Raw genomic sequence first — 12,528 nt, 5'->3', positions numbered from 1 at the left:
AGCGGGGCTTGAGCAAGGCTTAGCCGTAATGGGCTCGTCGCTGAGGGGATAGCCCCGCCTTGGCGGGTTCCAGAATTTCCTGTGCCATGGCGCGTCCGCTGGGCGTAAGGCACAGCAGATCCCCGTCACGCACGATGAGCCGTTGGTCGAGGCTGCGCAGTACGACCCGGCGGGCCCGGGCATCGTCCCAGTGCAGATGATCGCGCAGTGCCTGCGTGACGTTTTCCACGCCCTGGTTGGGCTCGCCTTCATGGTTGTATAGATGTACCGCCAATGTGCGGCTCTCGTTGACACGCCGCTGTCCCTGGCGGCGCAGGCTCTGGGCAATCAGTCCATAGCGAGGGCCGGCCAGGAAGGCAAGCATCAGAAAGACACCGGTCATCACCGCCATCATTCCTCCAATGGACACGTTCCAGGCCACCGCCAGAAAGTAGCCACTGACACTCGAGGCGATCGAGACCGCGATTCCGTAGACAAACATCAACCATAATCGGTCCGTGAGCAGATAGCCCGTGGAGGGCGGGACAATGACGAAGGCGACGAAGAGCACGGCACCCACGGCATCGAACGCCGCCACGGCCGTCCCGCTGGTAAGCAGCAGCAGGACATAGAACAGAATGCCAGGCGCGAATCCCAGCGCCTTGGCCAGCGCGGTGTCGAAGGTGGCGATCTTGAGTTCCTTGTAGAACAGCCCGACAAAGAGCGCGTTGATTAGCGTCATGGCGCCCATCGACAGCAGCGACTGGGGGATGCGGTAGTCGCCGAGCGTTACGGTATCGAGCCATACGAAGCCGATCTCGCCGAGCAGTACGGTATGCGTATCGATATGTACATCGCGGGCATAGAGATTGATCAACAGCACGCCGAGCGAGAAGAGCACCGGAAAGACCAAACCGATGGCAGCATCCTTCTTGACCCGCTGTGTGCTGACCAGCAGTTCGGTGAGAAACACGGTGAGGATACCGGTCAATGCGGCGCCGATGATCTGAATCGGACCGCTTTGCTGATGGGTCAGCAACCAGACGATTACGATGCCGAACACGATCGAATGACCGATGGCATCCGACAGCATGCTGGTACCGCGCAGCACCAGGAACGTCCCCACGAGTGTCGAGGCGGTACCCACCAACATACCCACCAGCATGATCATCAACGGCACATTATCCAACACTGCGCTTAGCATCAGGCGTCCTCCCTGCCCAGCGAGTTGAGGATTCGTTCGGCCTCGTTGATGCCTGCCGGCGTCAATGCCCAATGGGCTCCGCTGCTCGGTTCGTCCGGGGAGGGGGAGCGCAATTCGATGAAGCCGCGGCGCTCGAGCTTGGTCAGTGCCGTCTGCGTGGCCACGCCATGATAGGTGTCAACCATCCCTTGTTCGGAACGATAGGCGGGGTCGCCGTGGTGGACGGCAAGCTGATAAAGCGTGGTCAGCACCTGCTGATACTGCAGGCGTCGCCGGCCGCGCCATAGCCGCGCGGTTTCCCACACGAAACCACGCCCCGGCGCAAAGAGAAGCGAGAAGACGACCACGCTGGAAACGCTGAGAATGATCAGTGGCCCCGTCGCGAGTCCACGTGCCAGGGCACTCAGTAGCGCCCCGCAAACTCCCGATGTGATCCCGATGATCGCCGCGAGCGTCACCATGCTCTCGAGACGCCGGGTCCATTGCCGGGCGGCCACCGCCGGAGCGATGATCATCGCCGCCATCAGAACGACACCGACCATCTGCAGGCCGACCACCACGGCGAGGGCAATCATCACTGTCAGCAGCACTTCCAGCCATACCACCGGTAGGCCGAGCGAAACGGCGAATTCGGGATCGAAGGAGACCAGCTTGAATTCCTTCCACAATAGCGCCACCAGCATCAGGGCGGCGGTGGTGATGCCCCCCATGATCCACAGATCGCTGCGCAGCGTGGCTGCCGCCTGGCCGAACAGGAAGGAGTCGAGCCCGCCCTGGGCAGCATTGTTCATGCCTTGGATATAGGTCAGCAGTACCACGCCGAGCGCAAAGAAGGTGCTCAGGGTAATGCCCAGGCCGGCATCGGTCTTGAGACGGCTGTTACGGGTCAGCAGCAGCATCAACAATGCGGCCAGCGCGCCGGTGAGTAGCGCGCCGATCAGGATGCTGCCCATGTGCCGCGTGCCGGAGACGATGAACCCCAGGCAGACGCCGGGCAGGGCGGCATGCGACAGGGTATCGCCGAGCAGACTCTGCTTGCGCAGCACTGCGAAGCTGCCAAGCACGCCACTGATCATGCCCAGCATCGCCGCACCGATGACGACGTTCTGGAGCGTGTAATCCCCGAGCAGCTCACCGATACTGATCATGGCTTGTCGCTCATCTCGGCAGTGTCGTCATGAGATCGCAAGGTGGATTCCTCGAGCAGGGCGATCTGGCCGCCATAGGCCTTACGTAGATTGGCGGCGGTATACACGTCGCGCACCGTGCCTTGAGCAATGACCCTGACGTTGAGAATCAGCAGCCAATCGAAATAACTGCGCACTGTCTGCAAGTCGTGATGCACGACGATGACCGTCTTGCCGGCATCGCGCAGGCTGCGCAGGATGTCGACGATGGCACGTTCGGTGGTGGCATCGACGCCGGCCATGGGTTCGTCGAGAAAGTAGACCTCGGCCTGTTGTACCAGTGCCCGGGCCAGAAATACGCGCTGCTGCTGCCCACCGGAAAGCTGGCTGATCTGGCGCTGGGCGAAATCCTGCATTCCCATCATCTCGAGTGCCTGCAACGCTGCGTGCCGCTCGCGGCGTCCGGGTCGCCGCAGCCAGCCCAGATGGCCATAGAGCCCCATGGTGACCACATCCAGGGCGGTGGTGGGAAAGTCCCAGTCGACACTTGAGCGCTGAGGCACATAACCCACACGCCGACGCTGGCGGCGGTAGGGCCGTCCGAAGAGTGTGACGTGACCCGCCACGGACGGTACCAGTCCCAGGATGCTCTTGATCAGCGTGCTCTTGCCGGCGCCGTTGGGACCGACGATGGCGGCCATCACGCCGGGGGGAACATCGAAGTCGATATCCCATAGCACCGGCTTGCTGTGATAGCTCACGGTCAGGTCTTCGACATGCAGGGCGAGATTCGGCTCGTGAAGCGGCGTAGTCATGACGCAGACGTTCCTGTCCTTGGTGTTGTGAAGCCGCAGGCTTTCCCTACTGGGCTGATGCTCCGCTACGGTGACTCAAGAGTCCATTGCTCGGCCCAGGCGTTCAGCTCGTCGGGTAGGGCCGGCACATCGCCACCAAGCGCCTCGACGATATGGTGCGTATTGGCGTAGATCATGCCGATATAGGTGCCATCGGCCGTCCCCGCCTCGCCCATGGCATCGGAATAGAGCTGCCCGCCAATCGAGACGTCATGCCCCTGATCTCGGGCGGCATCGATCACGGCCTGAACGGTGCGCGGGTTGATCGTGCTCTCGACGAAAACGGCCGGGACTTGTCGCTCGACGACGGTACGAGTTATCTCACGGATATCGGCGACGCCGGTTTCGGTCTGGGTACTGATACCTTGGATGCCCACCACTTCGATAGCGTAGGCCCGACCGTAGTAACTGAAGGCATCGTGTGCCGTTACCAGGATACGGTGTGCGTCGGGAATCGTGGCGATACTCTGTTTGACCCAGGCATGCAGTGCCTGCAACTGAGCGTCGTACTGCGCGGCATTGGCCCGGATAAGCGTTGCGCAGGCGGGGCGCTGCTCGCTTAGCGTATCGGCAAGGGTAGGAATGATCCGTGACCACAGACCAACGTCCATCCACAGGTGCGGGTCTATGCCGTAGTCATCCTGAACGGTAATGAGGCTTTCGCTGTCGATCGAGGCAGGCGCTACGGCGAGCGTCGGCCTGATATGGGAGAACCGCTCGAGTACATCGCCAAGCTGGCCTTCCAGAGAATAGCCAGAATAGAGAATGATGTCGGCCTGCTGAAAGGTTCTCACATCCTTGGCGCTGGCTTGATAGAGGTGGGGATCGACGCCCGGCCCCATCACGGTCGTGACCTCTACGCATTCGCCACCAACGTGTTCGACGGCATCGCCGAGCATGCCGATCGTCACGACCGCGTTCATGGGAGATGCCTGGGCGTATGCGGCATGCGGCCCATATGCCAGTGACGCCAGTGCGCTCAACCATATCAAGCTACGTTTCATGCCGCTATCTCCCCTGGCGTCATCGCAACGCTGCATTGTATAGCATTAGCTATACTCTCGCTTATACCTTCGGCAAAAGCCCGTCACAAGTCAATTGAAGCCCGAGGCCGGGGGAATGAAGCAATGAAACGGTATCGCCGAACCATATCAAGCTACTGAGGGCAAACAGGACGAGGAGGCTAGCTTTTTTCCAGATAGCGCTGGAAGGCGGCGAGGGTTTCGCCACTGACATGATGTTCGATGCCCTCGGCGTCGATACGCGCGGTTTCGGCATCCACCCCTAACTTGCGCAGGCAGGCTTCGACGATCTGATGGCGCTGCCGGCTCACCACGGCCAGTTGTTCGCCTTCTTCGGTCAGGAGTGCGCCACGGTACGGTCGCTTGATGATCAGGCCCTCTTCGGCCAAGCGCTTGAGCATCTTGGCAACGGTGGGCTGCGCGACTCCCAGGCGGCGTGCGATATCGGTCTGTCGGGCTTCGCCCGTATCGCCGATCAGGTCGGCGATGAGCTCGACATAATCCTCGATCAGCTCGGTACGGCGTGCGTCGCGCGCCTTGCGAAACCCTTCCACGTGGCTCTCGGCTTCTATCAACGGCCCGCGGTGTGAGGCGGGGCGGGATGTGGGTTTCATGCGCGGGCGACGACCTTCGGACATTGACAGGAACGGAGCAACCATCATGCCTGTCGCGACAAACATTGCAACAAGGCATGGCATCGGCGATTCCAATGCGGTCTGGCTTGATGCGTATCAGGTATCGGTCCGGGAGCTCGATCTAGCATGACAGGCATTCCGCTCATGCCCCCTCCACCAGGAGTTGCTTCATGTTCCCTGCTACCTTGCCTCGCCTACCGGCTCCCGCTCGCCTGCTCGGCACGCTCGACTCGCTTCTGCCGGCAACGTTCAAGCGACAGTTGGTCGAGCCACTGCTCAACCGCGTCTTTGCCGAGCCCTTGGCGGAGGGCGAGTTCGACGCACTGGAGGGGCGGTGCATTGCGCTGTGCCTCGAGGACCTGGACATGTCTCTGACGCTGGGCATGCAGGAACGCCGCCTGACGGTGCTCGATTCCAAAGGGGAGGCGGTCATCCGCGGTGGCTGGCGCGAATTCCTGTGCCTGGCCACGCGTAAGGAGGACCCGGACAGCCTGTTCTTTCAGCGCCGCCTGGTGATCGAAGGCGATACCGAACTGGGACTGATGGTCAAGAACCTCCTCGATAGCCGCGAAGAGGGCGTGATTCCCGCGCAACTGGGAGAGTGGCTCTATCGTCTCGAGGCGCGCTCCCGCCGCGAGTCTCGATAGGCACGACCGGACCTGCGAGCACAGGCGGTACGACAGACGCGAGTGCTCGCTTTGGGCGAAGCGCCTTGCGCTGACGCAGCGGACCGGCGGCTATATAGCATAGCGAAACCACCGGTCCGCTGCGACGGTCATGCCGGTGGCTGGGTCAGGGCCATGCCGGGACGGCCGTGCCAGTAGCCATTGCAGACCTCGGCGTCCACCAGGGCCAGCGGGTCGCGGGGCAGCGGCTCTCCCCGGCGGGCGCAGTCGAATGCCATTACCACATCAGTCATGTCCAGGGCAGTGGGGCTCAGGCGTACCACGGCCACGCCCATTTCACGCATGGCGGGGATGTCGTGACGCAGGTCCTGGCAGGCCCCCGAAAGGGTCTGGATACCGTTCAGCGTGAAGACCTCGCAGGATTCCTGGGAGCGTAGCGGCAGACCCTGAGGGTATTGCTGGCAGACGAACTGGCAGCGATCCTTGGGCTTGTCGTGGCGCCGGGCAGTGAAACAGCGTGCCGACCAGGCCAGAGGCAAATGCCCGTAGGCGAACACTTCGCAGGGCAGCGCCAGTTCGCGCTCCTGACAGCTCTCGAGCAGGGCGGCCAGAGCCTGTCGGGACATTTCCACCGGCGCCTGCCAGCGTTGCAGGCCGGCAGCGGCCAGCACGGCAAGCGTGGCCGGGTTGTAAAGATTGAGCGATGCGCCGCCGACGAATGGCAGTCCCGCCCGGGACAGCAGTTGCAGTGCGCTCTGATCGTTGGCCTCGACCAGAAACTCGCCGTTGGCGCACAATCTGCGCAAGCTGCGCAGGTCCGCCTCGGATTCGATCAGGGTCTGCGACGACAGCACCACTTGCTTGCCGCTCTGGCTCAGCCTGCGGCCGATATCCAGCCAGTCGTCGAGCTTCATGTCGCGTCGCCGGGAGCAGACCGTCTCGCCCAGATAGACGATATCGACCGGCCAGCTGGCGACGTCGCAGTAGAAATCGGCGAGACGTTCACGCGTCCAGTAGAACAGCACCGGGCCCAGGGAAAGTTGCATGTTGCCTCCTGCTCTGTCGTATCGGGTCATTTCCAGCGACGTTCGTAGGCACCCAATGTCGTGGTGGTGCCTTCGGAAAGCTCTCCGAGTCCCGTCATCCAGGCTGGGGCGGGGCGGAAGCCTTCCGGGTCGCGTTCGAGGCTGTCCAGCGCCTGGCGCCAGATGCCGGCCACCCTGGCCACATAGGCAGGACTGCGCTGGCGGCCTTCGATCTTTACCGCGCTGATGCCCAGTGCCCTGAGTTCGGGAAGCAGGTCCAGAGTATTGAGGCTGGTGGGTTCCTCGATGGCATGGTAGGTCTCGCCATCCACCTCGAAGCGCCCCTTGCATAGCGTGGGATAGCCGGCACGTTCGTCCGCGGCATAGCGATCGATCAGAACGCCGCCCAGGCGCGATTCCAGGCCCTCGGGAGTCTCCTCCCAGCGTACGTGGGCGGCCGGCGAGCACACGCCGCGCGTGTTGGGCGATTCACCGGTCAGGTAGGAAGAGAGGTAACAGCGTCCCTCGGCCATGATGCACAAGCTGCCGAACGCGAAGACCTCCAGCTCCACCGGGCTCTGGCGGGCCAGATCGCGTACCTGGGTGAGCGACAGCACGCGCGGCAGTACGGCACGCACGATACCGAAATGCTCGTGATAGAAGCGCAGCGCCTCATGACTGGTGGCCGAGCCCTGCACCGACAGGTGCCGTGGCAGGTCGGGGTGGCGGCGGGCGGCGTAATCGAGCAGTCCCATGTCGGCCAGAATCAGCGCGTCGACACCGAGCTCCGCGGCCTGATCCACTGCGCGCGTCCACTGTTCCCAGCCATCCGGCTGGGGATAGGTATTGATGGCGCAGAATACCCGACTGCCTCGCGAATGGGCGTAGGTCACGCCTTCCCGGGCACGCTTGCCGCTGAAGTTGAGTCCGGCGAACTGGCGGGCATTGGTGGCGTTCTGGAAGCCGAAGTAGACGGCATCGGCTCCTTCGTCCACGGCGCGTTTCAGGGCGGGCAGGTTGCCCGCCGGACAGACGAGTTCCATGGGCTGCCTCCTGACTGAAAGACCGACCATGCTAGTCGACTATTTTCGGTTTCCCCTTGATGCGGATCATGGCCGTACCGTTTTTGAGCTTCCCGAGCTGGGCGTGGAAAAGGACCAAAGGCATCATGCCGCTGCTCGTCACTATCATGAGGAACCCGCCATGCCGCAGGCCCCCGAACTGCTGTCCCCCGCCGGAACATTCAAGAACATGCGCTATGCTTTTGCCTATGGGGCGGATGCCGTCTATGCCGGGCAACCGCGCTATTCGCTGCGGGTACGCAACAATGATTTCAGCCTCGATAACCTGCATCGCGGCATCGCTTACGCCCACGAACGCGGCAAGGCGTTCTACGTGGCTTCGAACATCGTTCCCCACAACAGCAAGCTCAAGACCTATCTGCACGATATGGCGCCGGTCGTCGAGGCGGGGCCGGATGCGCTGATCATGTCGGATCCGGGGTTGATCATGATGGTCCGCGAGCGCTGGCCGGAGCAGACGATCCATCTGTCGGTGCAGGCCAACGTGGTCAACCATGCCGCCGCGCGTTTCTGGCAGCGCCAGGGGATTCGTCGCATCATCCTGTCCCGGGAGCTGTCGCTGGAGGAGATCGCCGAGATCCGCCGCGAGTGTCCGGATCTGGAGCTCGAGACGTTCGTTCACGGTGCCCTGTGCATCGCCTACTCGGGGCGTTGCCTGCTGTCGGGTTATTTCAACCATCGCGACCCCAACCAGGGCACTTGCACCAATGCCTGCCGCTGGCAGTACAACACCATTGCCTCGACCACCGACGAGACCGGGGACCTGATGCCGGTCGATGTGGGGGCTGATGCGGGGAGAGCCGTGGCAGGCGAAGCGGCAGGGCAGGAGGAACGTTCGGCGCTGATCGAGGAGGGATCGCGTCCCGGCGATTACATGGCGGTCCACGAGGACGAACACGGCACCTACATCATGAACTCCAAGGATCTGCGCGCCGTGCAACACGTGACGCGACTTGCCGAAATGGGCGTGGCCTCGCTGAAGATCGAGGGTCGCACCAAGTCGCCCTATTACGTGGCGCGCACGGCCCAAGTTTACCGGCGCGCCATCGATGATGCCGTGGCGGGGCGCCCCTTCGACATGCGTCTCATGGACGAGCTCGATAACCTGGCCAACCGGGGCTACACGGAGGGCTTCTATCGCCGCCACGTGCATGACGAGTACCAGAACTACGAGCGCGGCCATTCCATCGGGGTGCACCAGCAGTTCGTCGGTGAGGCGCTCGGCTACGATGCGGACCGCGGCTGGCTGGAGATCGACGTCAAGAACCGCTTCGCCGTGGGCGAGACGCTGGAGCTGATGCTGCCGGGCGGCAACCGTCGCTTCGTCCTTGAGTCGCTTGAAAGCTCGCGCGGCGAGCGGATCGACGTAGCAGCCGGCTCGGGGCATGTGGTGCGGCTGCGTGTGCCGGGAGCCGTCATCGACCCGGCCCGGGCCGAATACGCCCTGCTGATGCGCGACCTGTAAGTCACTGTGCTAAGCAGCCGGGCTCATCGCCGTCGACAACCTTCAGGCCATGAACAGTGCGAGGTCGAGCAGCGCCAGACTGCTCAATAGTGTGGCGACATTCAGGCCCAAGGCCGGTAGCAGACGGTGCGGGGCCTGCCCGACGTGCAGCAATTGCCAGGCGACCCGCAGGGCCGCCGGCAGAGGAAGCAGGGCGATAAGCGCTGCCAGCGGAAAGATGCCGGTGATGCTTGCCGCCGCCACGCCCAGGTAAGCGCCGATCAGCAGTCCCGGGGCGATGCGCGCACAGGCCGGGATGCCCAGCACGATGGGCAGATGGCGACGCCCGACACGTCGATCAGCCTCGATGTCGGGAAACTGGTTGACCAGCAGCAATTCACTGACCAGCAGTAAGGCAACCGCTGAGGCGAGTGTCGCCGTGGCATCGATATTCCCCCCCAGCGCGAGCGTGGTCCCCAACACCATGATCGGACCGAATCCCAGGCCTGGCGCGAGCAGGCACAGCAGTGGCGAACGGGTAATCCAACGGGTATAGGTCACCACGAGCAGCAAGCCGGCCAACCCGATCGCCAGCAGACCGGGACCGCGCAGCCATAGAAAATAACTCCCGATCAGGGTGGTGACGCCAAGCATGAACAGCCCGGTAATCCCGACGCCAGGCGCCGCCAAGGGAAACGCGGGCAGCGAGCCGCTACCGCCCGAGAAGGGCGTGCGCCGTGTCTCCAGGTCGAGCCCTGAGCGGAAGTCCTCATATTCGTTGAGTAAGTTGACGGCGGCATGTGCGCATACGGCCCCCAGCAGCACCAGCAGGACATGACCCGGTGCCAAATCCTTCTGGTGCGAGGCGACGGCGATGCCTAGTAACCCGCACAGGGGGGCGAGAAGAAGGAAGTTGGGCCGCGTTGAGCGGATGACGGCCGATATGGCTTGCATGTGATGGAGAATCGCTTTTGAGTTATAGGAAATCTATTCTGATGCTAATTCAGCAGGGTGCAATGATAGGGGGCAAGGCCTTGTGCGCGCCGGCGCCAAGCCGGGCTACTTCGAGGCGTCGGGAAGATAGAGGCGCGCGGCGTTCGCCAGCACGCTGAGCGAGCTGATGGTCATGGCGGTGACTGCAATCACCGGTGGGATCGGCATCCACACTGCCAGGCTGAGCGCCAACAGATTGTAGACGATGGAAAATCCCAGGTTCTGACGCATTAGCCGGTAGGCACGCTTTGCCAGGTCGTGCGCCTCCCAGACCTGGGCGATGCCCGGCGTGAGTAGCGACACCGCGGCGATATCACGTGCCTGCTGGGTCGCGCCGGCGACACTGATTCCGGTAGTGGCGGACGCCAGCGCCAGCGTATCGTTGATACCATCGCCGACGAAGATAGACGGCCTGGGCAGGGCGTCGATCAGACGCGCCTTGGCCTCGGGCGTCAGTGCAGCGAACAGTTCCCTGTCGCGGAATCCGGCTCGGTGCCCGACAGCATGCACATTGTCATGCTGATCCCCGCTCAATAATGCCAGGGTGAAGGACGCCCGCCGAAACTGGCCAACGGTGGCTTGAGTATTCTCTGTCAGCCTTTCGTCCAGCGCCAGGATGCCCAGCCATTGCGTATTACGGGCCACGGCGACCCGCTTGCCCGTCATATCCGCGATATCGGGCAGGACCACGCCGTGTTCGGCCAGCCATGTCGGTGCGCCGACACGGAGGCATTCATCCGCTGAGAGACGCATCTCGACCCCGAACCCAGGGTAATGGATCGTCTCGACCTCGTCAGCGAGCGACAGGCCTTGATCGGTGGCATGGCGCCGCAGCGTCTGGGCGACGGGATGCATGATGCCCTTTTCGGCCTGGGCGGCAAGCTGCAGCAGGTGTCGGGCATCAACCCCCGGCGCCGTGCGAATCTCGCCGATGCCGAGATTTCCGGCGGTCAATGTCCCCGTTTTATCGAAGGCAATGCTGCGCGCCTTGGCCAACGTCTCGAAGGCCACCAGATCCTTGAACACGATGCCACGCCGCAGGCCGCAGGCGCCGGCGGCCTGTGTCACGACCGGAATCGCCAGACCCACGGCGCAAGGGCAGGCGACGACCAGTACCGACAGCGCCCAGGCAAAGGCCGCTTCGATACCCACGCCACGCATCAAGGTCAGCGCGAAGGTGGCCAGGGCCAGACACAATGCCAGCGAAGGCAACCAACGCGCGAAAACATCGGAAATCTTCTGGAATTCTCCCTTGCGGGCATGTAACTCGAGCATCTTGTAGCGCAGGGTATCGATATAGCGCTTGCCCAGTGCCGCCTCGACGATCAACGTCAGGGCGGGACCGGCATTGCGGCAGCCTGCCTCGAGACGGTCGCCGCGGGTCAAGGTGATGGGGGTGTTCTCTCCGGTCAGTGCGGCCCGGTCGACCAGGGCCTGGGTCTCGATCAGCATGCCGTCGAAGGGGATGGTCTCGTGTTCACCCACCGCCACTTTTTCCCCCACGCGGACCTCGGCGATCGGCAGTTGACGCCATTCTTCCGCCTGCCAAACCTGCGCGGTTTGCGGCGTGAGACTGTCCAATGCCGATAACGCCTCGAGCCCATCCTGGCGGCTGAACATCTCCACCAGGCGTCCCACCAGCAGCAACGTAATCAGCATGACGGCGGTATCGACATACACATCCGCCGAGCCCCGCCAGAGGTGCCACAAGGAAAATAGCATGGCACTGAATACCCCTAGACTGACCAGCACGTCCATGCCCGGCCGGCCGGCCCGCAGCGTACGCCATGCGGCGCGATAGAAGGGTCGCCCGGCATATCCCACCACCGGTAGGGAGAGCGTGGTCGCGACCATTGCGATCACCCAATCTACCTGCGCGCCCAATCCATAATTGAAGTACAGCAGTGCCGAGGCCATGACCGTCCACATGCCAAACGCCACGCTGACGACAAGACGCACGATCAGAGCGCGCCTTTCCTGGGCGAGCCGGGTGCGGCTGGCGGTTGTATTGGACTCGCGGGACAGGGCATAGCCGAGCTTGGCGACCCGGGCGCTCAGGGTCTCGAAGTCGGTCTGAGTAGGGTCCCACTGCAGGAAGGCGGTACCCGAAACGAAATTGACGCTGACCTGTTCGACGCCGGTCTGACGCTTCAGGAAATGCTCGATGGCGAAGGCGCAGCTGCTGCACCACATGCCGTCTATCGTAAAGACTCCCTCGTGCGCTGTGGCGGTTGGGACGCGCTCGGCATCGGAGGGCATTGGCTGCTCACGGGGTACGGCCAGGCGTAGGGACATGGCATTCCATCGATATCGTGTATCCACCGATCAGGGTAGCGGATATCGCCACGGATGCGGCCTATCGATGTCAGGCGGGAGGTGCCGCGGCAGGGCGAAGACGCAAGTACGCGGGAGGGCCGTGGGAATTGCACCCGGCATTACCGGGGGTCGCTAAATTAACCTAAATCGACATACAGGATTGGCACGCTTGGACATTCTTTTCCTATAGTGAGTTCCGTGAGGGCGATATTAGTGCCGTG

The 12,528-nt window shown here is 62.9% G+C and carries 11 protein-coding genes; 2 read left to right on the top strand and 9 right to left on the bottom strand.

The window, feature by feature from the left end:
- Window positions 1–19: 19 nt before the first annotated feature.
- The 5 genes from ACW4DH_RS15610 to mntR form a co-directional block, all read right to left on the bottom strand.
- The gene (locus ACW4DH_RS15610) at window positions 20–1,183 is read right to left on the bottom strand and encodes a metal ABC transporter permease (protein WP_459637327.1); all 1,164 of its coding nucleotides are present in this window, start codon (window positions 1,181–1,183) and stop codon (window positions 20–22) included.
- Window positions 1,183–2,331, bottom strand: coding sequence for a metal ABC transporter permease (locus ACW4DH_RS15605; protein WP_459637326.1), 1,149 nt, complete (start codon window positions 2,329–2,331; stop codon window positions 1,183–1,185). The genes ACW4DH_RS15610 and ACW4DH_RS15605 overlap by 1 nt, the downstream gene beginning before the upstream one ends.
- Entirely contained in the window at window positions 2,328–3,125 is a 798-nt protein-coding gene (locus tag ACW4DH_RS15600) for a metal ABC transporter ATP-binding protein (protein WP_459637325.1), read from the bottom strand. Before ACW4DH_RS15600 ends, ACW4DH_RS15605 begins: the two co-directional genes overlap by 4 nt.
- A gap of 65 nt (window positions 3,126–3,190) precedes the next feature.
- Window positions 3,191–4,168 (bottom strand): metal ABC transporter solute-binding protein, Zn/Mn family, encoded by a 978-nt coding sequence (locus ACW4DH_RS15595; protein WP_459637324.1) that lies wholly within the window; start codon window positions 4,166–4,168, stop codon window positions 3,191–3,193.
- Window positions 4,169–4,347: 179 nt separating this feature from the next.
- A complete protein-coding gene (gene mntR, locus ACW4DH_RS15590; RefSeq protein WP_459637323.1) occupies window positions 4,348–4,800 on the bottom strand; it encodes a manganese-binding transcriptional regulator MntR in 453 nt (150 codons plus the stop codon).
- Window positions 4,801–4,991: 191 nt separating this feature from the next.
- On the opposite strand from mntR, the gene ubiT reads away from it, so the two are divergent.
- Window positions 4,992–5,468, top strand: coding sequence for a ubiquinone anaerobic biosynthesis accessory factor UbiT (ubiT, locus tag ACW4DH_RS15585; protein WP_459637322.1), 477 nt, complete (start codon window positions 4,992–4,994; stop codon window positions 5,466–5,468).
- A 128-nt stretch (window positions 5,469–5,596) separates the two neighbouring features.
- Here the strand turns inward: ubiT and ACW4DH_RS15580 are convergent, their stop codons facing one another.
- Both ACW4DH_RS15580 and ubiU read right to left on the bottom strand, forming a co-directional pair.
- Window positions 5,597–6,493: a U32 family peptidase gene (locus ACW4DH_RS15580; RefSeq protein WP_459637321.1), complete on the bottom strand. Its 897-nt coding sequence runs from the start codon at window positions 6,491–6,493 to the stop codon at window positions 5,597–5,599.
- Window positions 6,494–6,519: 26 nt separating this feature from the next.
- Complete coding sequence (ubiU, locus tag ACW4DH_RS15575) at window positions 6,520–7,515, bottom strand: ubiquinone anaerobic biosynthesis protein UbiU (RefSeq protein WP_459637320.1); 996 nt, start codon at window positions 7,513–7,515, stop codon at window positions 6,520–6,522.
- Window positions 7,516–7,675: 160 nt separating this feature from the next.
- On the opposite strand from ubiU, the gene trhP reads away from it, so the two are divergent.
- Entirely contained in the window at window positions 7,676–9,019 is a 1,344-nt protein-coding gene (gene trhP, locus ACW4DH_RS15570; RefSeq protein ID WP_459637319.1) for a prephenate-dependent tRNA uridine(34) hydroxylase TrhP, read from the top strand.
- Between the two features lie 42 nt (window positions 9,020–9,061).
- On the opposite strand, the gene ACW4DH_RS15565 is transcribed toward trhP, so the two are convergent.
- Window positions 9,062–9,952 (bottom strand): prenyltransferase, encoded by an 891-nt coding sequence (locus tag ACW4DH_RS15565; protein WP_459637318.1) that lies wholly within the window; start codon window positions 9,950–9,952, stop codon window positions 9,062–9,064.
- 105 nt (window positions 9,953–10,057) lie between these two features.
- Window positions 10,058–12,286 (bottom strand): heavy metal translocating P-type ATPase, encoded by a 2,229-nt coding sequence (locus tag ACW4DH_RS15560; RefSeq protein ID WP_459637317.1) that lies wholly within the window; start codon window positions 12,284–12,286, stop codon window positions 10,058–10,060.
- Between the last annotated feature and the right edge of the window lie 242 nt (window positions 12,287–12,528).

This window comes from Halomonas sp. WWR20 (genome assembly GCF_054602495.1).
The sequence above is the reverse complement of the archived record's forward strand: the minus strand, read 5'-3'. Positions and strand labels throughout refer to the sequence as shown.

Coding starts and splice junctions, on each gene's coding strand:
- ACW4DH_RS15565 (WP_459637318.1), bottom strand. CDS start 9,952: ATGCAAGCCATATCGGCCGTCATCCGCTCAACGCGGCCCAACTTCCTT.
- ubiT (WP_459637322.1), top strand. CDS start 4,992: ATGTTCCCTGCTACCTTGCCTCGCCTACCGGCTCCCGCTCGCCTGCTC.
- ACW4DH_RS15605 (WP_459637326.1), bottom strand. CDS start 2,331: ATGATCAGTATCGGTGAGCTGCTCGGGGATTACACGCTCCAGAACGTC.
- ACW4DH_RS15595 (WP_459637324.1), bottom strand. CDS start 4,168: ATGAAACGTAGCTTGATATGGTTGAGCGCACTGGCGTCACTGGCATAT.
- ACW4DH_RS15580 (WP_459637321.1), bottom strand. CDS start 6,493: ATGCAACTTTCCCTGGGCCCGGTGCTGTTCTACTGGACGCGTGAACGT.
- ACW4DH_RS15560 (WP_459637317.1), bottom strand. CDS start 12,286: ATGTCCCTACGCCTGGCCGTACCCCGTGAGCAGCCAATGCCCTCCGAT.
- mntR (WP_459637323.1), bottom strand. CDS start 4,800: ATGAAACCCACATCCCGCCCCGCCTCACACCGCGGGCCGTTGATAGAA.
- ACW4DH_RS15600 (WP_459637325.1), bottom strand. CDS start 3,125: ATGACTACGCCGCTTCACGAGCCGAATCTCGCCCTGCATGTCGAAGAC.
- ubiU (WP_459637320.1), bottom strand. CDS start 7,515: ATGGAACTCGTCTGTCCGGCGGGCAACCTGCCCGCCCTGAAACGCGCC.
- trhP (WP_459637319.1), top strand. CDS start 7,676: ATGCCGCAGGCCCCCGAACTGCTGTCCCCCGCCGGAACATTCAAGAAC.
- ACW4DH_RS15610 (WP_459637327.1), bottom strand. CDS start 1,183: ATGCTAAGCGCAGTGTTGGATAATGTGCCGTTGATGATCATGCTGGTG.